Below are 20,375 nucleotides of genomic sequence, written 5' to 3'. Positions count from 1 at the left end.
CCCCGCACCGACATGAGCAAGCCCCTGAAGCAGATCCACCTGGCCGCGCACTTCCCCGGCGTCAACAACACCACCGTGTGGAGCGACCCGGCCGCCGGCAGCCACATCGAGTTCAGCTCCTTCACGCACTTCGCGAAGACCGCCGAACGCGCCAGGTTCGACTTCCTGTTCCTCGCCGAGGGCCTGAGGCTGCGCGAACAGGGCGGGAAGATATACGACCTGGACGTGGTCGGCCGCCCCGACACCTTCACCGTCCTCGCCGCGCTGGCCGCCGTCACCGACCACCTCGGGCTGACCGGCACCATCAACTCCACCTTCAACGAGCCCTACGAGGTGGCCCGCCAGTTCGCCAGCCTCGACCACCTCTCCGGCGGCCGGGCCGCCTGGAACGTGGTCACCTCCTGGGACGCCTTCACCGGCGAGAACTTCCGACGCGGCGGCTTCCTGCCCCAGGACGAGCGCTACTCCCGCGCCAAGGAGTTCCTCGCCACCGCGAACGAGCTCTTCGACTCCTGGCACGGCGACGAGATCCTCGCCGACCAGGCCACCGGCACCTTCCTGAGCGACGCCAGGGCCGGCTCCTTCGTGCACAAGGGCCCCCAGTTCGACATCCACGGCCAGTTCAACGTGCCGCGCTCCCCGCAGGGCCGCCCGGTGATCTTCCAGGCCGGCGAGTCCGACGAGGGCCGCGAGTTCGCCGCCTCCGGTGCCGACGCGATCTTCAGCCGGTACGCCACCCTCGACGCCGGCCAGGCCTTCTACACCGACGTGAAGTCCCGCCTCGCCAAGTACGGCCGCCGCCCCGAGGACCTGCTGATCCTGCCCGCCGCCAGCTTCGTCCTCGGCGACACCGACGCGGAGGCCGAGGAGATCGCCCACCAGGTGCGCCGCCAGCAGGTCAGCGGTGCGACGGCCCTCAAGCACCTGGAGTTCGTCTGGAACCGGGACCTGTCGTCGTACGACCCGGAGGGCCCGCTGCCCGACGTGGACCCGCTGGTCGGCGAGGAGCACATCTCCCGGGGCCGCGCCCAGGTCCGGATGTACCGCGACCCGGTCGCCATCGCCCGTGAGTGGCGCGAGCTCGCCGAGGCCAACAAGTGGTCCATCCGCGACCTCGTGATCAACACCGGCAACCGGCAGACCTTCGTCGGCTCCCCGGCCACCGTCGCCCGCACCATCAACGACTTCGTGCAGGCCGACGTCTCCGACGGCTTCATCCTGGTCCCGCACATCACCCCCGGCGGCCTCGACGCCTTCGCCGACACCGTCGTACCGCTCCTCCAGGAGCAGGGCGTCTTCCGTACCGAGTACGAGGGCACCACCCTGCGCGACCACCTGGGCCTCGCCCACCCGGACGAGAAGCGGAGCGAGCGGGTGGCCTCGTGAAGTTCCTGGCGATCACCCTGATCGTGCACCGCCCGGATCCGGTCACGGGGAGACAGAAGTCCACCCACGACCGGTTCCGCGAGGTCCTCGACAACGCCGTGCTCGCCGAGGAACTGGGCTTCGACGGCTTCGGGGTGGGGGAGCGGCACGAGCGCCCGTTCATCTCCTCCTCGCCCACCGTGGTGCTCAGCCATGTCGCCGCGCTCACCCGGCGCATCCGGCTGTTCACCGCGGTGACCACGCTGAGCCTGCTGGACCCCGTCCGGGCGTACGAGGACTACGCCACCCTCGACCACCTCTCCGAGGGCCGCCTCGACCTGATCATCGGCAAGGGCAACGGCTCCGCCCAGCGCGAGCTGTTCCATGTCACGCCCGAGGACCAGTGGGACCGCAACGCGGAGAGCTACGAGGTGTTCCGGCAGCTGTGGCGGCAGGACAAGGTCACGGCGAAGACCCGGTTCCGGCCCGAGCTGACGGACGCCGAGGTCTGGCCGCGTCCCTACCAGCGGCCGGTCCGGGTCTGGCACGGCAGCGCCACCAGCAAGGAGTCCGTCGACCTCGCGGCCCGCCACGGCGACCCGCTGTTCTCCGCGAACGTCACCAACCCCATAGAGCCGTATGCCGAGTTGGTCCGGTACTACCGGGAACGCTGGGCGCACTACGGCCACGACCCGGCGGGCATCGCGGTCGGCGCGGGTACGGCGGGCCTCCTGGTGGCGCCCACCAGCCAGCAGGCGCTGGCCGCCTACCGCCCGCTGTTCGAGGCGAACCTGGCCTTCTTCCGCCGGGCCGGACTGCCGGTCGTCTTCGAGACCCTGGAGGACTTCGTCGAGCGCAGCTCGGCGCTGATCGGCAGTCCGCAGCAGGTCATCGAGAAAGTGCACCGCTACCACGAACAGTTGGGGCACTCGGTCCTGCATCTGCACGCCGACGCGGGCGGGCTGACGGACATTCAGCACCGCGACTCGCTGGAGCTGTTCCAGTCGGCGGTGGCCCCGGTGCTGCGCAAGGACATCCCCGACCCGCCCTTCCCGTGGGCACCTGTCCACCCGGCCGCCGAGGAGCCCGCCCATGTCTGACATCCCCCTCGGCGTCCTCGACCTGGTGCCGATACCGAGCGGTGCCACCGCCGCCGACGCCCTCCGCAACTCCGTCGAACTCGCGCAGCGCACCGAGGAGTTCGGCTACGCCCGCTACTGGTTCGCCGAGCACCACCTCAACCCGGGGGTGGCCGGCACCTCCCCCGCGGTGGTCCTGGCGCTGACCGCCGCCGCGACCTCCACGATCCGGCTCGGCTCCGGCGCCGTACAGCTCGGACACCGCACGGCGCTGTCGACGGTCGAGGAGTTCGGCCTCCTCGACGCCGTGTACCCGGGCCGCCTCGACCTGGGCCTGGGCCGCTCCGGCGGCCGCCCGCCCGCGGAGAAGGCGGCCGCGCCGACGACGACCCCGGTGGTCGACGGCCGGGCCCCCAACGGCCTGGTCGTCCCGCCCCGCTTCTCCTTCACCCGTCTCCTCGGCTCGCCGCGGTTCGCGCTCCACCGCAAGCTGCTCCTGCTGCCGAACGCCGAGTCCCAGGACTACGCCGAACAGATCGACGACATCCTCGCGCTGATCGCCGGGACCTACCGCACCGAGGACGGCGTCGAGGCCCACATCGTCCCCGGCGAAGGCGCCGACGTCGAGGTGTGGATCCTCGGCAGCAGCGGCGGCGAGAGCGCACAGGTCGCGGGCGAGCGGGGCCTGCGCTTCGCCGCCAACTACCACGTCAGCCCGGCCACGGTCCTGGAAGCGGTGGACGGATACCGGGCGTACTTCCAGCCCTCCGACGACCTCGACAAGCCGTACGTCAGCGTCTCCGCCGACGTCGTGGTCGCCGAGGACGACGCCACCGCCCGCGAACTCGCCACCGGCTACGGCCCCTGGGTCCGCAGCATCCGCACCGCCGAGGGAGCCATCCCCTTCCCCACCCGCGAGGAGGCCCGCGCCCACGTCTGGACGGACGAGGACCGGGAACTGGTCCAGGACCGCCTCGACACCCAGTTCGTGGGCAGCCCGCAGCACGTCGCCGACCGCCTGGAACAGCTCCAGGAGGCCACCGGCGCCGACGAGCTGCTCATCACCACCATCACCCACGACCAGGCCGACCGCGTCCGCTCCTACGAACTCCTCGCGGCGGAATGGCGTCGGCGCTGAGGCTCACACCTGCGCGGCCACCAGCTCAAGGAGCCGGTGGCCGACCGTTCCGGAGAACCACTCGGCATGGCCGACGTAGTACTCGTACGCCAGCCGGGCGTTCGCGGGCGACCGGGTGACGCCGTGGAAGTAGTCCAGCTCGGACAGCGCGAACTCGGCGTGGACCAGCGGGAGAAGAGCGGGCAGGGCCGCCGCTTCGGCGGCGGTGAGCGGGCGTGTCGACTGGTATCCGTGGAGCAGCTCGATCGCGTGCTTCTCCTGGACCGGACGGGCCGGGTCCAGCCACTGCACGGTGTTGCGTTCCAGGGCCGTGGCCAGGTCGTGCACGGCGGTGGTGCGGTCGCTCATGCCGAAGTCCAGGACCGTGGCGACCTCGCCGTCCACGCCCCAGAGGAGGTTGGAGGCGTGCCAGTCGTTGTGGGTCCACAGGGGGTCGAGACCCGGGAGGTGGGGTGCGAGGCGTTCGTGGAGCGGGAGCAGGACGCGACGGGTGTCCTCGCGCCACGGGAAGTCCGCCAACGCCCGTTCCAGTCGCGGGCGTTCGGCCACGTAGGTGTGCAACGCGGGCCACGGGTCCGGGGCCGCGAACACCGTGAAGGAGGCGACCAGCGGCTGCGGTGAGCGGCGCGGTGCGGCGAAACCCTCCGCCGCCAGGTGCAGCCGGGCCAGCGCCTCGCCCGCCGCCCGGGCATGGGCCGTACCGGCGAACGGCGACCAGGACAGCGCGTCCCGGTACAGGTCCGTGCCGGTCCCGGCCGAGTGGACCTCGTACGTCCACTCGCCGCGCTCCACCACGTCCAGGACCTCCACCACGGGCGCCCCGCGCTCCCGCAGATGGCGCAGGAAAGCGTGCTCCTCCGCCAGCCCCTGCGGGGTCCGTACGGTGACGTGGTGGCGTTTCACGAACAGCCGCCGCCCGTCCCGTTCCACCACGGCCGCCGCCGACAGCGGGCGCGGGCTGCGCCACACCACCCGGGCCGGGCCGGTCACGGCCGTGACCTCGGCGTCGGTCAGCGGCGGCCAGTCCGGCTCGACCGGCTCGGTGCCCAGTCCGTGGGCGAGGTGCGAACTCATGGCGTCCGCACCGCCGTCGTACCGCGCAGGGAGTCCAGGATCCGGCGTTCCGTCGCCGCGAACTCCGGTGCCGTGAAGTCGTCGGCGCCGCGCGGCCGGGGCAGCGGGACCTCGACACGGTCGACGACCGTGGCCGGGCGCGGGGACAGGACGTGGACGGTGTCGGCGAGCAGCACCGCCTCCCGGATGTCGTGGGTGACCAGGACGACCGTCCAGCGGTGCCGCTGCCACATGCCGGCCAGCCACAGCTGCATCTCCGTGCGGGTCAGCGAGTCCAGCGCGCCGAACGGCTCGTCGAGCAGCAGCACCGGCCGCTCCAGGACCACCGTGCGCAGCAGCGCGGCCCGCTGCCGCATCCCTCCGCTGAGCTGCGAGGGGTACGCCTTCTGGAAGCCGTCGAGGCCGAAGTCGCCGAACAGCGCGTCGGCCCGCGCCCGCGCCTCCTTCTTCCGCACCCCCTGCGCCTCCAGACCCAGCGCGGTGTTGTCCAGGACCGTCCGCCAGGGAAACAGCAGGTCCTTCTGCGGCATGTAGGCGACTTTCCCGGACGCCACCCCGGCCGGCTCGCCCTCCACCAGCACCTGCCCGGAGGTCGGCCGGTCGAGCCCGGACACCAGGTTGAACAGGGTGCTCTTGCCGCTGCCGCTGGGCCCGATGACGGCGGCGAACTCGCCAGGCTCCACGGTGAGTTCGAGGTCGCGCAGGACGTCGAGGTCCCCGAACGACTTGCTCACCCGCTCGACGCTGAGACCGCTCACGGCCGCCGCTCCTTCCGTTCCCAGGGCAGCACCAGCCGCTGCAGCAGATAGGTCGCCCCGAACAGCGCGACGCTGAGTGCGGCCGTCACCGCGACCGCCGCGAACACCAGGTCCGTACGGAACGCGCTCTTCTGGGCCTGCATGTAGATCCCGAGCCCGGATTCGGCGCCCGCGTACTCGGCGAACACCGCACCGACCACGGCGTAGGTGATGCTCACCCGCAGTCCCGCGAAGAAGTACGGCATCGCGCTCGGCACCCGCACCAGCCGGAACGCCCGCCACCGCCCGGCGCCCAGTGAGCGCAGCAGCCGCATGGCCTCCCGGTCGGTCGCCGCGAACCCGGCGGCCAGGTTGGCGGCCAGCGGGAAGAACGTCGTCAGCGTCACGACCAGCATCTTGGGCAGCAGCCCGAAGCCGAACCAGATGATCAGCAGGGGCGCCACGGCGACGATCGGGATCGTCTGCGAGGCGACCAGCAACGGGTACAGGCCCCGGCGGGCGGCGGCGGAGAAGTCCAGCACCACCGCCACCAGCCAGGCCGCCGCGAACGACAGCGCGAAGCCGAGCAGCGTCTCCTGGAGCGTCGGCAGCGTCTGGTCCCACAGATCCTGGCGGTTCGCCCAGCCCTGCTCCACCACCCGGGCGGGGGACGGCAGTGTGGTCGGATCGACGCCGGCCGCCGTCACGTACAGCTGCCAGCCGCCGACGACCACGGCGAGCACCAGCAGGGGCGGCCACAACGACCGCAGTACGGACCTCACTTGGTGTCCGGGAGGTAGGCGTTGGTGAAGAACGCCGAGGTGTCCGGCGCCTTCGTCAGCTTCTTGCCGTTCGCGTCCACGAGCAGCCCGGCGCCGTACTCGAAGTCGGCGAAGGACTTCCAGCGCGCGGCGCTCTGGGTGCCGATCGTGCCGTCCGTGCCCTTGTAGTACTCCTTGGCCAGCAGCTCCGAACTCTCCTTCACCAGCTTGGTGTTGGTGAGCACGCTCTTGTTGGCGGCGATGAGCAGGTCGGCGGCCTGGTCGGGGTTCGCGGCGGCGTAGCGGTACCCCTTGTCGACGGCGGCCAGGAACTTCCTCGCCACCGTCGGGTTCTTCTTCAGGAACTGGTCGGAGGACGCGATCAGCGTGGAGTAGATCGCCGGGAAGCCGTAGTCGGAGAGCTGGAAGTCCTTCAGCGGCTTCCCGCTGAGCTTCGCCTCCAGGCCCTCCCAGGTCGGCATCGGCATGGCGAAGTCCGCCTTGCCGGCGTACAGCGCCGCGTACGCCGAGGTGTTGAGGGTGACCTGCTTGAAGTCGCCCTTGCCGCCCGCATTCTTGATCACCTTCTGGAGCAGCGGCTTCTCGTAGGGGGCGCCGAACCCGGCGTACGTCTTGCCGTCCAGGTCCTTCGGCGAGGTGATGTCGGTGCGGTCGGCGCGCACCGAGACGGTCACGTCCGTCTTCTGCGTGACGGCGTAGACGGAGGTGATGTCCTGGCCGGCCGCTCGGGCGGTGGTGACGCCCTCCTGGTAGGAGATGCCGAAGTCGGCCTTGTGGCTCGCGATCAGGGTCTCGGGCGCGGTCGAGCCGTAGGGCACGATCTTCAGGTCGATCCCGGCGTCCTTGAACCAGCCCTTGGCCTGGGCGACGTAGATGCCGGTGTGGTTGGTGTTGGGGGTCCAGTCCAGGGCCAGGGTGACGGTGGTGGTGCCGTTCTTGGCGGCGGCCGTGGAGTCGGCGCCGGCCGAGCAGGCGGTGGTGACGGCGAGGAGTGCCAGGGCGGCGAGGGCCGGCGGCGCGGTGCGGCGGAGCATGGTCGAGGGTCCTTCGTACGGGGGAGGGGAGTCGGGCGGCGGTGTGAGGCGGTCAGGCCCGACACAGCGCGCTGTCCACCCGCTTGAAGTCGACGGCGAGCCGCCGGGTGAGCAGGGTCATGCGGCCACGTCCAGCAGGCTGTTGGTGAAGGACCGGTGCCAGTCGTGGTCGTGCGCGATGGCGCCGTTCTCGGCGAGCCAGTGTGCGTAGGGGCCCATCCGGCCCTCGTCGATCACGCCCCAACGGCCCTGCGGGTCCGTCCACGTCGGCGCGATCAGGGCGAGGGAGCGGGCGATGAGCGGACGCGGGAAGTACGGGATGACGCGCTCCAGCATCTCCAGCGTGGCGTCGGGCTCCCGGGCGGCGGTGGCGTATCCGCGGGCCGTCACGGTCAGGAAGTCCCGTACCAAGGAAGGCTGTTCGTCGCGCAGTCGCTCGCTCGTGCCCAGCAGATAGCTGTGGTAGCGGGGCGCGCCTATCTCGTCGACCGGCCAGGTCAGCCGACTGTCGTCGGGCAGGTCGCCGCGCAGGGCGTCCCAGGACCAGTAGTTGCCGAAGGTGGCGTCCGCCTCGCCGGCCTCGATGTCGTCCACGGTGAGTTCGCGGGAGCCCGCGTCGACGGTGATCACCGCGTCCGGGTCGCCGCCGTCCGCCGCCACCAGATGGCGGACCATGGCCCGCCCGCGCGGGGTCGGGTTGTAGGCGAGACGGCGGCCCGCCAGGTCGCGGGGGCGGGTGATGCCGGTCGAGGTCGTGGTCTGGATCGCCTCAAGCCCGCGGTGGTTGACCGCGGCGACCGCCACCAGCGGCTGGCCGAGCGCCGCCCGGCGGGCGAGCAGCCGGTTCGGCGGGAAGATCCCGAAGTCCACCTCGCCCCGGGCCAGGTACTCCAGCGTGTCACCGCGCCCCGGGTCCTGCACCACCAGCTCGACGTCCAGGCCCGCCGCCCCGTACCAGCGGCGGGCACGGGCGACATACAGACCGGCAGAATTCGGCCATGGATGGAAATAGTCGAGCATGACCCGGATGTGCGGCATGGAGGTACTCCGAGAGCGGCGCGCAGGGGCGCGCGGAGGTGAGCGGGGTGGTGGAAGCGAGGGAGGCGGCGGTCAGCGGGACCGGCGACAGCACGTGCGACAACAACAGGAGCGGGCAGCGTGGTGGAACACCGGGGGCCGCGGCTCGACTGCTGTGGACACGTGAACTCCTACGCGGGGCGCATGGCGCTGCTGGTGCGGTCGGCGTCCCCATGGGGACCGTGCCCGCCACCGCGGCACACGGATCCCAGACGCCCTCTCAGCCCGGTCGGGGAGGGGCTCCCGCGTAGATGGCCGAAACCATAACCGCAGCTCCCGCGTCCTGTGCAAGCGGCATCCGGAATGTGGGACGCCGTTGCCCGATGCGTGAGACATCCAGGTCACGGGCGTACGATCGCCCGCCATGACCGCCCTGCTGCCCGGCCCCCTGGTCGACGACACCTGGCTCGCGACCCACCTGGACGACCCCCGGCTGGTCGTCCTCGACGCCACCGCGCTGCTGCCCTCGCCCCGCCACGACGGCGACCACCGCTCCGCCTCCGGTCGCGCCGGCTGGGCCGAGCGCCATGTCCCCGGCTCCCGCCACGCCGACCTCACCGGCGATCTCTCCGACCCCGGCGCGCCCTATCACTTCGCCGTCCCGGCGCCGGACGCGCTCGCCGTCGCACTGGCCCGGCTGGGCGTGGGGGAGGGCAGCGAGGTCGTCGTCTACGACACCGGGGGCGGGATCTGGGCCGCCCGCGTGTGGTGGATGCTGCGGGCGATCTCGGTACCGGCCGCGGTGCTGGACGGCGGACTGGCGGTGTGGGAGGCGGCGGGGCGGCCGGTGGCCGCGGGGGACGCTGTTCCCGAGCCCGCCGCCGTGCCGGTGACGCCGGTACCGCGGCCCGGGCTCTGGTCGGACATCGAGGAGGTGGCGGCGATCAGCCGGGGGGAGCGGCCCGGGGTGCTGGTCTGTGCGCTGCCCTCCGGGGGGTACGCCGGGACCGTGCCGACGCGGTACAGCCGGCGGGGGCACATTCCGGGGAGTCTCAGCTTGCCCGGGCGGGGGCTGCCGGCCGCCGAACTCGAAGAGAAAGTACGGGAGTTGGGTGACGCGTCGCCCGTCGTCCTCTACTGCGGTGGGGGGATCTCGGCGGCGGGGGCGGCGCTGGCGCTCACGCTGCTGGGCCGTGAGGACGTGTCCGTGTACGACGGTTCACTGGAGGAGTGGTCCAAGGACCCTTCGCGGCCACTGGAGTTGGGCGGCTAGTGGGTGGGATGGTCCGGCGCGCTGCCGGGTGCGGATATGTGGGGGCTGGTCGCGCCCACGCGGCGGAGCCGCATATCAACAGGGGCCCCGCGCCCCTGGGCGAGCGGCCCTGAGGTTTGTTCCCCGGCCCCGGTGCTGCCGCGCGGACGTCTCCCTCCCCCGAAGGTGGCGTCCGCGCGGCTGCTTCCCCCGGCGCCGGACAGTGGTCCGACCTCCGCGTCGCGGCCGTGCCGGTTACCAGCACATGACCGCTGTCTCCCCCGACCCCCACGTGGAATGGAGACGGACGCGGACGGCGTAGCGGCGGCCCTTGACGAGCCTGACCCTGATCCTGGTGTTGTGCGGGGTGCCTCCGTCGTCGTGGCCGGCGAGGTAGCGCGGTTCCCCGTCGCGCTCCTCGAAGACCACGACGACGGAGTCGCTCTCCCCGAAGGTGCCCACGCTGTAGACGCGGGTCTCCGGCGGCTCCACGGCGAAGTCGGCCTGTCCGCCGGGCCCCAGGCTGAGCGGCGCCGAGCGGAACGGCACCAGCACGGCCGGCGGATCGGCGGGCGGATACCAGCGGAGCACGAACTCCTTGTCGGCCGGGGACAGCGACCCCGGCGGGTACAGGCCGTTGTGGTAGTGCTCCGGCTCCAGGACCAGCCCCGGACCGAAGGCGAACTGCATCACGGACTGCGGGTCCCACACCGAACCGTTGGCCTCGGCCGGATCCAGCGTGCGCAGGATGTTGAAGTGGGTCCGGTCCCGGCTCCAGTGGTTCGGCGGTCCGGCGAGGTCGGCATAGACCGCCTCGTCGTCCCAGTGGACGCCCGCGAACGGGCTCTGGTGCTCGTGCTGCATCCCGAGCGCGTGCCCGATCTCGTGCAGCGTCGTCCAGCGCCCGCCGGACCCGGTCAGGTCCCAGCCCAGGTTCATGGTGCGCTCGCCGGCGCCCACCGAGAGCGCGTCCCGGCCCACCGCCGACCAGGACCCGTCCCCCAGCTGGAAGCCGATCCGCAGCTCCGCCTCGCACCGGTCGAAGACCTCGGCGAACCTCACCCCGATACCGAGGTCCTGCCACTCCCGGAAGCACTCGCGCACCACGTCCCGCTGCTCCTTCGCACCCGCCCACGGCACCCGGCGGGTCTCCCCGGTCCCCGGGACCGGGATCACCGAGGCGTCCGTGTCGGCGTCGAAGAAGTAGTAGTGCAGCACCGTGCCGTTGACCCACATCCGCCGACCGCCCACGAGCGCGCCGAGCCGCTCGGCGGCCAGTCCCGGCGCGAACGCCGGGGCCGACTGCTGCGGAAGCGAGCAGTAGCGTCGGGTCATGCGCCCAGACTGCCGTTCGACCCGGCCGCACGCCTGAGTCGGAAGCTACTCAAGTCCCCCTGTATCAGAGCTGAGTAACGCGACTCATACTCACGTGACGACTTACGAACAGGTTGCGCGAACCCTCGAACTGCCCTGGCCGTTCACCGGCCGGGAGGACGAACTGGAGCTGGTCAGGCGGTCGTCGGTGGCCGGCCGGCAGGGTGTCGTGGTGACCGGCCCGGCCGGCATCGGCAAGACCCGGCTGATCACCGAGGCCGTCCGGGGCACCGACTGCGTCCGGGTGACCGGCACCCCCGAGACCAGCGCCCTCCCGTTCGCGGCGTTCGCGCACCTGCTCTCCGACCGCGTGTCGCTGCCCGGCGCGGTCCGGCACCTGTCCGGGGTACGGCTCCTGGTCGTCGACGACGCCCACCTCCTCGACGAGGCCTCGGCCGCCCTCGTCCACCAGCTCGCCGTGCACGGCCGCACCCGGCTCGTGGTGGCCGCCACCGGCACGGAATCCGTCCCCGGCGCGGTCTCCCGGCTGTGGACCGGGGAACTCCTCACCCACCTCGCCCTGGAACCGCTGCCCTACGACGAGACGGCCGCGCTGCTCGCCGGCGGCCGCCTCGAACCGCTCACCGTGCGCCGCCTGCACCGGCTGTGCCGGGGCGATCTGCGGCTGCTGCGCGACCTGCTCGGCGCGCTGCGCGAGTCCGGCCCGCTGACCCGGGTCCCGGACACCGGCGAGTGGGCCTGGCGCGGTCCGCTGCCCCTCACCACGACCGTACGAGACCGGATCGCCACCCTGGTGGACGGCCGGGGCCCCGGGCAGCGCGACACCCTCGAACGCCTCGCCTTCGCCGAGCCCTTGCCGCTCCACCTCGACGACGGCCTCGACCTGGCCGTGCTCGAACGGCTGGAGACCGACGGCCTCATCCACGTCGACGACCGGGGCGCCGTCCGCCTCGCAACCCCCCTGCACGGCCCGGCGCTGCGCGCCTCGGCAGGGCGGCTGCGGGCCCGCCGGCTGGCCCGCACCCCCGAGCAGTGCGAGCCCGCCCTGAAGGACGAACAGGAGCAACTGGAAGAACACATCGAGCATTTGGACGTGCGGGAGGTGCCGGCCCCGGTGGGGGAGTGGCTGGCGGCGGGAGACCTGCCCGTACCGGCCGGGTACGCGGCCGTGCGTGCCCGGTACTCGTGGCTTCGGGGGGAGCTGCGAGAGGCGGCGGCGTGGGCGAGGGAGGGACTGCGGGCGGCGCCGGGCGACGCCGCCTGCCGTACCGAACTCGCCCGTGCCGCCGCCGAGTGGGGGGAAGCTGCCGTAGTGCGCGGGGACGGGGGTCTCGCGCACTACGGCGCCGTACGGCTCGGGGAACCCGAGGGCGTCGCGCAGGCCGTGGGACGGCTGGACGGCGTGCTCGCACAGCACGCGGAGGCGCTCGCCCGCGGTGACGGACCGGCCCTGGACCGGGCGGCCGAGGCGCTGGCGGCGCGCGGTCTGCTGCTGTTCGCGGCCGAGGCCCACGCGCAGGCCGTCCGCGCCCACCGCGACCCGCGCGCCGCCCGGATGTCCCGCACCCGCGCGGTCGCCCTCGCCCGCCGCTGCCAGGGCGCCCGCACCCCGGCCCTGTCCGGCCTGGTGCTCGGCGAACTCACCGCCCGCCAGCGCCAGATCGTCGCCCTCGCCGCCGCGGGCCTCAGCAACCGGCAGATCGCCGAGCAACTGACCCTGTCGGTACGGACGGTGGGCAACCACCTCTACAGCGCCTACACCCGTCTCGGCGCCAGCGACCGCGCGGCGCTGCCGTGGCTGGTGACGCAGCCGGACCGGCAGTCCGCCTAGCGCCTGTCCACAGCGCCTCAGGCCGCCCCGAACGCGGCGAACGCCCACCCCGTCGCCTGGTGGAGCGCGTCGCCCGGCAGGGCGGCCCGCGCGTCGCGCAGCGCCTCCGCCAGCGACAACCCTGCACCCAGGCCCTTGTGCAGGGCCAGCATCAGCGGGACCACGGCCGCGTCGTTGACGGGGGCACTGCTCGCCACCACCCCGGCCGTGCCCAGCGGCAGCAAGGCCGTGACCAGGCCGAGGAGTTCATCGGCGCCGACCGAGGCGAGCCGGGCCGTGTCGCAGCTGGAGAGGATGATCCGGTAGGGGCTGCGGGCGAGGCGCTCGAAGTCGTGCACGATCAGCGGGCCGTCCGCCATCCGCAGCGAGGAGAAGAGCGGACTGTCCGCGCGGAACGTGCCGTGCGCGGCGATGTGAGCGAGTGCGGCACCGTCCAGCTCCTCAAGGACACGCGGGACTTGAGCGTCCTCATGTTCCAGGACCCGCGCCGTCGCGTACCGGCCGGCCACTTCGGGCACCTCCGCGCCCCCGGTCGCCAGCCCAGGCCCCCGGACCAGCACATGGCGGCCGCCCGGCGGCGGCTCGGTCTCCCGCGCCCGCAGCCAGCTCGACGCCGACGGCGACACACTGAGCACCCGCTCCCGCAGGGAGGGCAGCAGAGCCCACGGCACCCGGTGCAGCGCGCCCGGCGGGACGATCACCACCGGCCCGGAGCCGAGCTGGTCCGCCGCCGCACCCAGCAGCAGCTCCTCCAGCCGCTTCCCGGCGGCCTCCACCACCGGGAGCCGCCCCTCGGCACCCGGGTGCGCGAGCCGTCGCAGCCCCGCCTGGACGTGCTCGGCCTCGGCGACCGCCTCCGCCAGCAGGCCGCCCGCGAAGCGCCGCACCCGGCCCTGACCGCACAGCAGGATGTGCACCCGTCCGTCCAGGACCGCGAGTTCGACCAGCCGGGCGTCGCCGAGCCGGTCCAGGAGGCGGGCCGGGTCGAAACGGTCGCCGCCGCCGGGGGCGTCACCCCGGGTGTGGTGCGTGCGGGCGCGGATCTCCCGTTCCAGACGCCGCTGTTCACGCTCCAGGGCGGGCACCGGACGGCGCTCCCGGCGGGCCTCCTCCGCGCGGGACGCGATCTCCCGGAACGCGGTCAGCGAGGCGAGCAGGGCAGGGTCCGCGGGCGGCCGGGTCGGGGGCGTGGACAGCACCGTGGCCCGCCAGCGCTCACTCCACTCCAGGAGGCGGCGCGGGCCGCCGTGCGCGAGGCTCGCCTGCTGGGCCAGCGCGGCCAGTTCGGCACCCTGCGCGGTGGCCCGGGCCCGCAGCTCCGAGGCGCCCAGGGTCATCCGGTGGTCGTCCAGGACGTCGAGGCCGCGCCGGCACGCCTCCAGGACGCCCCGGCGCGAACCGGCCGCCCGGGCCCGGAGCGCCTGCGCGGCCCAGCCGGTCATCCGGGCCAGCGGCGGGCCGACGTGCCTGCTGCGCGCGGCCACCGCCAGATGCCGCTCCGCGTCCGCCGTCCAGCCCAGCGCCAGCGCGATCCGCCCGGCGAGCAGCGAGGCCTCCGGCGCGGCCGGCGCACCGAAGGACGCCAGCCGGTCGGCGACCGCCGCCGTGTCCTGCACCAGCCGCCCCGACGCGGCCCCGCCCGCCACCCGCGCCTCGATCAGCACCAGCCGCGCATGCGTCTCCCACCAGCTCCGCCGCTGCCCCGAGAACAGCCGTACGGCGACGGCGGCACGGGCGATCGCGGTCTGCGCGTCCCCGGTCGACAGCGCGGACCGGGCGGCGGTCAGCAGCAGTTCGGCCTTGCGGGTGGACTGCCCGCCGATCCGGTCCAGGGCCGCGATCGCCGCGTCCGCCTCGGCCAGCGCCTCCGGGGCGAGACCGGCCGCCATCAACACGTCGCAGCGCGCGATGTACAGCATGAACGAGGGCGTGCCCAGCTCGTCGTACCGCTCCTTGGCCTCGGCCAGCAGCCGCAGCGCCGCCGGGATGTCGCCGGACCGGTACGCGGCCAGGCCCCGGTTCTCCACGGCGACCGCCTTGTCGTGCTCCTGGCCCGTCGTCTCCCACAGCAGCTCCGCCGCCGTGAAGTCCGCGTCGGCCCGCTCCACCGCGCCCATCGCCAGATGCACGGTGGCCCGCACGCTCAGCGCCCGCGCGGTCCAGATGACGTCGTCGGCCTGCCGCAGCACCGGTATCGCCCGCCGCAGGTCCTCCAGGGCCTCCTTGTGCCGGCCCAGCACCCACCCGGCGTACGCCCGCCGGTACAGCACCCGCGCCCGGGTGTGCCCGTTGCCCCGGGCCACCCCGCGGTCCAGCACGTCCAGCCCCTGCCGCGTGCGCCCCGCGTGCACCAGGGCCACCCCGAGGGTGCCGAGGACGTCCGCCTCCCGCTCCGCCGAGTCCGCGCGCGCCGCCCAGTCCCGGGCGCGCCGCAGATGGTCGAGGGCCACGGCCAGGTCCCCGAAGTCCCGCTGCCAGATGCCGATGACCTGGTGGGCGACGGACGCGTCCAGCGGCGGCGGATCGGACCGCAGGACGTGCTCCGCCCGGGCCAGGGCCTCGCCGGGGGCGGCGAACACCATCGGCAGGAGTTCCGTAACCGAATCGCTTCCGGCAGTCACCCCTCGGATGGTAGTGGCCTGGGCATACATGCCCCACCGGTTTGACGCTGTATCAAGCGGCGGCTTCGCGAGTCTGACTGAAGAACGCCGTTTCTGGGGGAGGAGACAGGCCATGGCACCTCAGCGATTCCATGAGCAGTTCGAGCAGATCCAGCGCTCCATGCCGGACGTTCCACTGGCGATGGGGCCGGACGACGCGGCCGAGTTCCTGTACGAGAAGGGGGTGGTCCTCGCCCGCGACGGCGAGGAGGCGCGGGTCGTCGAGGACACCGTGCGCGCCCACTTCACCGCCACCGCCGGCCTGGTCGCCGACCACGTGCGCAGGGCCGCGCCGGAGACCAACCGCACCGGCGTCACCCGCATCCGGGTCGGCGACCCGAACCACGGCGACCGCACCGCCGACCCCGCCGTCGGCCACGCGCTGCGCGCCCTGCGGGAGGCGGAGGGCCGCGCCGGCCGCCGCCTGGTCAGCCGCAACCACGTGGTGTCCACCACCCCGAACGCCAACTCCTGCAACCCCTGCGAGCCGCTCCCCGCCCTGCTCACCCAGACCCCGAACCCGCAGCCCGTGGCCGGGAGTTACGACCCGGACACCGCCGTCAGCGTCCTGGTGATGGACACCGGTCTGGTGCACGACTACCGCTCCTACCCGCTCCTCGCCCGCGTCCAGGGCGACCCGCAGCTCACCGAGACCGACGCCGACGGCATACTCCAGCAGTACGTCGGCCACGGCACCTTCATCGCCGGACTCATCGCCGCCCTCGCCCCCAACACCGACATCACCGTCACCAACACCCTCAACGACGCGGGCGCCATCCTGGAGTCCGAATTCGGCGCCAAGCTCTTCGAGGCGATCGACCAGCACGGCTGGCCGGACGTCATCAGCCTCTCCGCCGGCACCCCGAACGGCAGCGCCGACGGACTGCTCGCCGTCGAGGCCTTCATGGACGCCCTGCGCGACCAGCCCACCCTGCTCGTCGCCGCCGCCGGCAACAACGGCAGTGCCACCCACTTCTGGCCCGCCGCCTGCGCCGACCTGCCCGGCTACGAGAACACGGTCCTCTCGGTCGGCGCGCTGCGCAGCGACGGCGAGTACGGCGCCTGCTTCACCAACCACGGCAGCTGGGTCAAGGTCTACGCCCCCGGCGAGCAACTCATCGGTGCCATGGCCGGCTTCGACGCACCCGTGCCGTACGTGTACCAGCACACCACCTACGACGCCTGCCGGTTCGGCTTCACCTATGCCTGCACCTGCCAGTACCCGCGCCACACCGGCGTGTTGACCGACACCGGGACGACCGGCCCCGGCAAACCGGACCAAGTGATGTTCGAAGGGTTCGCACAGTGGAGCGGAACATCGTTCGCCACCCCCATCGTGGCCGGCCTCGTCGCCGACCGGATGAGCACCGGCAAGGAGCCCGACCCGCGCGCCGCGGGCGCCCAACTCCTGCAGAGCATCACGGAGTACGCGGAGGTGCGCGGGGCCCACGTACCGGCGCTCCGCCCGGCCGGCTGGCAGCCGGTCCCGGTGGTGAGGCTGGCCGCCACCGCCTGAGTTCCGGAACACTCCCCTCCACGGCGTACCATGACTTGCCGTACACGAGGGGTGGGACCGTGGACCGAGCAGAGGTCGGCGCGCTGGTCCGGGCCGCCGTCGACGGCGACGCGGCGGCCTGGAAGGCGCTCGTGGAAGGGCTGAGCCCACTGGTGTGGTCCGTGGTGCGCGCGCACCGGCTCTCCGACGCCGACGGGCACGAGGTGTACCAGACCGTGTGGTTCCGGTTCGCCCAGCACCTGGGCCGCATCCGGGAGCCCGACAAGGCGGGCTCCTGGCTGGCCAGCACGGCACGCAACGAGTGCCTGAAGGTGATCCGGGGGCTGACCCGGCTGCTGCCGACCGACGATCCCCAGGTCCTGGACCGGATCAGCGAGGACCGCACGCCCGAGCAGTCCCTGATCGACGCGGAGGACCAGGCGGACGAGGCCGAGCGGATCCGTCTGCTGTGGCAGGAGTTCGAGGAACTCGGCGACCGCTGCAGGCAGTTGCTGCGCGTCCTGATGGCCTCGCCGCCGCCCAGCTATGTCGAGGTGTCCGTCGCGCTGGGCATCGCCGTGGGCAGCATCGGCCCGCTGCGCCAGCGCTGTCTGCGCCGGCTGCGGGCCCGGCTCGACGCGAGGGGTGCGGTGTGAGCGACGACGAGTTCCCGGCCGGCCAGGCTTTCGAGGAGGCCTCGGACGATGCCTTGGGCGACGCCTCGGGCGACGCCTCGGGCGACGCCTCGGGCGACGCCGACTTCGACGCGGACTTCGACGCGGACCTCCTGGAGGAGGAGCTGCGCGGCGCGGCCGCCGTCCTCGACCCGCTCCCGGCCGAGCTGCTCCAACTGGCCATGGACGCCTACCTGCTGCACGACCTGGACGCCCGGGTCGCCGAGCTGACCTTCGACTCCCTGGTCGACGCGATCCCGGTCAGGAGTGTCGAGGACCCGCCCCGCATGCTGACCTTCCAGGCGGGCGAGCTGACCGTGGACGTCGAGGTCACCGAGGACGGGCTGCTCGGCCAGCTGCTGCCCCCGCAGTCCGCGCGCATCGAGGTGCTCGGCGGTCCGGCGGCGGCGCATCCGCTCACGGTCGACGCCATGGGCCGCTTCGCCTACGACACCGCACCCACCGGCCCGTTCGCGCTCCGGCTGCGGACGGGCGGGGACGTGATCGTGACGGAGTGGCTGCGGGCCTGAGGCAGGCGGAGTGCTATGTCACATACCACGTCTGGTGTCATGTGACATAGCACTGGTCTCCCGTACCCTCCCCGGAGCCCTCCTCACCACGCGACAGGCAGCGTCCGCGGCCCCCGGATCATCGTCTTCCGCCGCCACTCCACCCCCTCGGCCGGCACCGCGAGCCGTAGCCCCGGCAGCCGGTCGAGGAGGGTGTCGACCAGCAACTCGGTCTGCAGCCGGGCCAGGACCGCGCCCGTGCAGTAGTGCGTACCGTTGCCGAAGGCGAGGTGAGGGTGGGGATCGCGGTCCGGGAGGATGCGGTCCGGGTCCGGGAAGACGGCCGGGTCGCGGTTGGCGGCGAGGTAGGAGACGTACACCGGTTCGCCAGCCGCGATCCGGGTGCCGTCGCTCAGTTCGACGTCCTCCAGGGCGATCCGGGCGAGCCCGACCGTGCTGCGGTGCGGGATCCAGCGCAGCAGTTCGTCCAGGACCGGGCCGCGGTCCGCCGGCCGCTCCCGCATCCGCGCCATCAGCTCCGGCCGTGTCAGCATCAGGAACAGCATCTGCCCGCAGTTGTGGGTGACCGCCTCGCCGCCGATCTGCAGCGGACCGGCCAGCCCGACGGCCTCCTCCTCGCCGATCTCGCCGCGGGCCACAGCGCTCCCGAGCAGCGCGTACACGTCGTCGCCCGCGCTGTCGGCACGCGCGCGTACCGCCTCGGTGATCCACCCGTACAGCCCCTGCTTGGCCGCTCCGGCGGCCTCGACTCCGCCCGAGGTGGAGATGATCTGCCGGGTCCAGGCGTGCACCCGCTCCCGGTCCGCCTCCGGTACCCCCATCACCTCGCTGACCACGGTGATCGGGAACGGCTCAAGGACCCGCTCGATCAGATCGGCGGGCGGCCCGTCCCGCAGCACCCCGTCGACCAGAGCGTCGAGGATCTCCTGCGCCCGGGGCCGCAGCCGCTTCATCGCGCCGACCGTGAAGGCGCCGGCGAGCGGCTTGCGCAGCCGGTTGTGGTCGGGCTGGTCGGCCCAGGCCAGCGAGCCCGGACGGGGCTGGAAGTGCGGGGCCAGCCGGGTCACCTGGCGGCGGGTGACCTCGGTGCGGCTGAACCGCGGGTCGTTGGTGACGGTCCTGACGTCCTCGTAGCGGGTCGCGAGCCAGGCCCAGCCCTCGCCGTACGGCAGCCGGATCCGGGTCACCGGCCCTTCCGCCATCAGGGCCGCGAGCACCGGGTCGAAGTCGGTCCCCGCCAGTTCGAGCGCGGGCCAGTCCCGCACCGGCGGCGCGGCCTCGCAGACGGGAGGCAGCGGCCCGGTCGTCGCGGGCGCGGCCGGCTCCGTGGTCGTGGCGGGCGCGGTGAACTCCGTGGTCATGCCTCCACGGTCGTACGGCCCTCTCTCGGTGTCCTGCCGGAATGCGCCAGCCGGAGGGTCAGCGTCCGGCGGCGTCCACGAGCGCGGCGAGGGCGGCGGCGAGCCGGTCCGTTCCCGGGCCCGCCGGACCGCCGGGCTCGGTCATGTAGAGGTCGCGCCGGATCTCCACCATCAGCGCGGCGACCCGCGCGTCCGTCCCGTAGAACTCCAGCGGCACGTACGTCCCGCCGAACGGGCTGTCCAGCCCCGTCTCCCCGCATCCCGCGAAGGCCTTGCGGGCCGCCTCCGTCAGCTCGGCCGGTGTGTGGAAGGCGTCCGTGCCCAGGCACACCGGTGGCCGCGGCCCCGCCGCGTGCAGCTCGTAGGGCAGCGCCCGGCTCGGATAGGAGTGCACGTCGATCACCACGGCCCGCCCGGTCGCGGCCAGCCGCCCGGCGACGGCCTCCGTCATCGCCCGCGCATACGGCCGGAAGTACCGCTCGACCAGCGGCCCGGGGTCGTACGCCCCGTCCCGCAGCACGCCCTGATGCGTGGTCCGCGTGTACACGGCCCCCATCCCGACGGCGAGCATCTCCTCCCGCTCGTCCGGGAACCGCTCCGGATCCACCACCAGCCGCGACAGCCGGTTGACGAACCGCCAGGGGGCCGTTCCGGCCAGCCCGGCCGCCGCCTCCGCGATCTCGGCCGTGTGCGCGTCCGTGATGTGATCCAACTCCCGCTCCAGGGCGGCATCGTCGAGCACGATGCCGGTCCGGACGTCGGCCGGGATGGCCCGCGCCGAGTGCGGCACATGAAGGATCACGGGCGACTCGTCGGCGCCGGGCAGGAGTGCGTACGACGGCTGGGACACGGGCGGCTCCGGGGGCGGTGGCGGTGGCAGCGGACAGGATCACGGTGTCACATCGACGACCCGCGGGGTGGGCTCAGCGATATAGGCAAGTATCGAATAGTTCGAATCAGAATACTTCCATTTCTCTCCTGGACTCCCAATACGCTTTTGTTTTCCTATTC

Annotated in this window: 17 protein-coding genes; 8 read left to right on the top strand and 9 right to left on the bottom strand. The window is 73.1% G+C overall.

Going from position 1 to position 20,375, the window contains the following annotated elements; genetic code table 11:
• Positions 1 to 12: 12 nt before the first annotated feature.
• Genes ABT137_RS31015 through ABT137_RS31005 form a run of 3 tightly spaced genes read left to right on the top strand, consistent with a single transcriptional unit; the run spans position 13 to position 3,582 of the window.
• The gene (locus ABT137_RS31015) at positions 13 to 1,386 is read left to right on the top strand and encodes an NtaA/DmoA family FMN-dependent monooxygenase (protein WP_351714421.1); all 1,374 of its coding nucleotides are present in this window, start codon (positions 13 to 15) and stop codon (positions 1,384 to 1,386) included.
• A complete protein-coding gene (locus tag ABT137_RS31010) occupies positions 1,383 to 2,465 on the top strand; it encodes an LLM class flavin-dependent oxidoreductase (protein WP_351714420.1) in 1,083 nt (360 codons plus the stop codon). The genes ABT137_RS31015 and ABT137_RS31010 overlap by 4 nt, the downstream gene beginning before the upstream one ends.
• The gene (locus ABT137_RS31005) at positions 2,458 to 3,582 is read left to right on the top strand and encodes an LLM class flavin-dependent oxidoreductase (protein WP_351714419.1); all 1,125 of its coding nucleotides are present in this window, start codon (positions 2,458 to 2,460) and stop codon (positions 3,580 to 3,582) included. The genes ABT137_RS31010 and ABT137_RS31005 overlap by 8 nt, the downstream gene beginning before the upstream one ends.
• Positions 3,583 to 3,585: 3 nt before the next feature.
• Here the strand turns inward: ABT137_RS31005 and ABT137_RS31000 are convergent, their stop codons facing one another.
• From ABT137_RS31000 to ABT137_RS30980, 5 genes are all read right to left on the bottom strand, one after another.
• Positions 3,586 to 4,656 (bottom strand): phosphotransferase enzyme family protein, encoded by a 1,071-nt coding sequence (locus ABT137_RS31000; RefSeq protein ID WP_351714418.1) that lies wholly within the window; start codon positions 4,654 to 4,656, stop codon positions 3,586 to 3,588.
• Positions 4,653 to 5,414 carry an ABC transporter ATP-binding protein gene (locus tag ABT137_RS30995; protein ID WP_351714417.1) on the bottom strand — a complete coding sequence of 254 codons (762 nt, stop codon included), beginning with the start codon at positions 5,412 to 5,414 and terminating at the stop codon, positions 4,653 to 4,655. The genes ABT137_RS31000 and ABT137_RS30995 overlap by 4 nt, the downstream gene beginning before the upstream one ends.
• Entirely contained in the window at positions 5,411 to 6,175 is a 765-nt protein-coding gene (locus ABT137_RS30990; RefSeq protein ID WP_351714416.1) for an ABC transporter permease, read from the bottom strand. Before ABT137_RS30990 ends, ABT137_RS30995 begins: the two co-directional genes overlap by 4 nt.
• Positions 6,172 to 7,209, bottom strand: coding sequence for an ABC transporter substrate-binding protein (locus ABT137_RS30985; RefSeq protein ID WP_351714415.1), 1,038 nt, complete (start codon positions 7,207 to 7,209; stop codon positions 6,172 to 6,174). Before ABT137_RS30985 ends, ABT137_RS30990 begins: the two co-directional genes overlap by 4 nt.
• Before the next feature lie 117 nt (positions 7,210 to 7,326).
• Complete coding sequence (locus tag ABT137_RS30980; RefSeq protein ID WP_351714414.1) at positions 7,327 to 8,247, bottom strand: ABC transporter substrate-binding protein; 921 nt, start codon at positions 8,245 to 8,247, stop codon at positions 7,327 to 7,329.
• Positions 8,248 to 8,650: 403 nt separating this feature from the next.
• On the opposite strand from ABT137_RS30980, the gene ABT137_RS30975 reads away from it, so the two are divergent.
• Entirely contained in the window at positions 8,651 to 9,499 is an 849-nt protein-coding gene (locus tag ABT137_RS30975) for a sulfurtransferase (RefSeq protein WP_351714413.1), read from the top strand.
• 234 nt (positions 9,500 to 9,733) lie between these two features.
• Here the strand turns inward: ABT137_RS30975 and absR1 are convergent, their stop codons facing one another.
• Positions 9,734 to 10,813, bottom strand: a complete 1,080-nt coding sequence (absR1, locus tag ABT137_RS30970) for a beta-glucuronidase AbsR1 (protein WP_351714412.1) — start codon at positions 10,811 to 10,813, stop codon at positions 9,734 to 9,736.
• A 94-nt stretch (positions 10,814 to 10,907) separates the two neighbouring features.
• Here absR1 and ABT137_RS30965 point away from each other — a divergent pair, with 94 nt between their 5' ends.
• Positions 10,908 to 12,644 (top strand): LuxR family transcriptional regulator AbsR2, encoded by a 1,737-nt coding sequence (locus ABT137_RS30965; RefSeq protein ID WP_351714411.1) that lies wholly within the window; start codon positions 10,908 to 10,910, stop codon positions 12,642 to 12,644.
• Positions 12,645 to 12,661: 17 nt separating this feature from the next.
• Here the strand turns inward: ABT137_RS30965 and ABT137_RS30960 are convergent, their stop codons facing one another.
• Entirely contained in the window at positions 12,662 to 15,265 is a 2,604-nt protein-coding gene (locus ABT137_RS30960; RefSeq protein ID WP_351714410.1) for a CHAT domain-containing protein, read from the bottom strand.
• 112 nt (positions 15,266 to 15,377) lie between these two features.
• Here ABT137_RS30960 and ABT137_RS30955 point away from each other — a divergent pair, with 112 nt between their 5' ends.
• Genes ABT137_RS30955 through ABT137_RS30945 form a run of 3 tightly spaced genes read left to right on the top strand, consistent with a single transcriptional unit; the run spans position 15,378 to position 18,003 of the window.
• Positions 15,378 to 16,820, top strand: a complete 1,443-nt coding sequence (locus ABT137_RS30955) for a S8/S53 family peptidase (RefSeq protein ID WP_351714409.1) — start codon at positions 15,378 to 15,380, stop codon at positions 16,818 to 16,820.
• Between the two features lie 35 nt (positions 16,821 to 16,855).
• On the top strand, positions 16,856 to 17,455 hold the full coding sequence (locus ABT137_RS30950; protein WP_388918796.1) for an RNA polymerase sigma factor: 600 nt from the start codon (positions 16,856 to 16,858) through the stop codon (positions 17,453 to 17,455).
• A 53-nt stretch (positions 17,456 to 17,508) separates the two neighbouring features.
• On the top strand, positions 17,509 to 18,003 hold the full coding sequence (locus ABT137_RS30945) for a hypothetical protein (protein ID WP_502984602.1): 495 nt from the start codon (positions 17,509 to 17,511) through the stop codon (positions 18,001 to 18,003).
• An 83-nt stretch (positions 18,004 to 18,086) separates the two neighbouring features.
• Here ABT137_RS30945 and ABT137_RS30940 read toward each other — a convergent pair whose 3' ends face one another.
• A complete protein-coding gene (locus ABT137_RS30940) occupies positions 18,087 to 19,364 on the bottom strand; it encodes a cytochrome P450 (RefSeq protein ID WP_351714408.1) in 1,278 nt (425 codons plus the stop codon).
• Between the two features lie 58 nt (positions 19,365 to 19,422).
• Positions 19,423 to 20,214, bottom strand: a complete 792-nt coding sequence (locus ABT137_RS30935) for an N-formylglutamate amidohydrolase (protein ID WP_351714407.1) — start codon at positions 20,212 to 20,214, stop codon at positions 19,423 to 19,425.
• Positions 20,215 to 20,375 lie beyond the last annotated feature (161 nt).

This window comes from Streptomyces sp. NPDC001980 (assembly GCF_040296885.1).
GTDB lineage: Bacteria > Actinomycetota > Actinomycetes > Streptomycetales > Streptomycetaceae > Streptomyces.
The sequence above is the reverse complement of the archived record's forward strand: the minus strand, read 5'-3'. Positions and strand labels throughout refer to the sequence as shown.

Coding starts and splice junctions, on each gene's coding strand:
- ABT137_RS30985 (WP_351714415.1), bottom strand. CDS start 7,209: ATGCTCCGCCGCACCGCGCCGCCGGCCCTCGCCGCCCTGGCACTCCTC.
- ABT137_RS31000 (WP_351714418.1), bottom strand. CDS start 4,656: ATGAGTTCGCACCTCGCCCACGGACTGGGCACCGAGCCGGTCGAGCCG.
- ABT137_RS30980 (WP_351714414.1), bottom strand. CDS start 8,247: ATGCCGCACATCCGGGTCATGCTCGACTATTTCCATCCATGGCCGAAT.
- absR1 (WP_351714412.1), bottom strand. CDS start 10,813: ATGACCCGACGCTACTGCTCGCTTCCGCAGCAGTCGGCCCCGGCGTTC.
- ABT137_RS30975 (WP_351714413.1), top strand. CDS start 8,651: ATGACCGCCCTGCTGCCCGGCCCCCTGGTCGACGACACCTGGCTCGCG.
- ABT137_RS30955 (WP_351714409.1), top strand. CDS start 15,378: ATGGCACCTCAGCGATTCCATGAGCAGTTCGAGCAGATCCAGCGCTCC.
- ABT137_RS31015 (WP_351714421.1), top strand. CDS start 13: ATGAGCAAGCCCCTGAAGCAGATCCACCTGGCCGCGCACTTCCCCGGC.
- ABT137_RS30940 (WP_351714408.1), bottom strand. CDS start 19,364: ATGACCACGGAGTTCACCGCGCCCGCCACGACCACGGAGCCGGCCGCG.
- ABT137_RS31005 (WP_351714419.1), top strand. CDS start 2,458: ATGTCTGACATCCCCCTCGGCGTCCTCGACCTGGTGCCGATACCGAGC.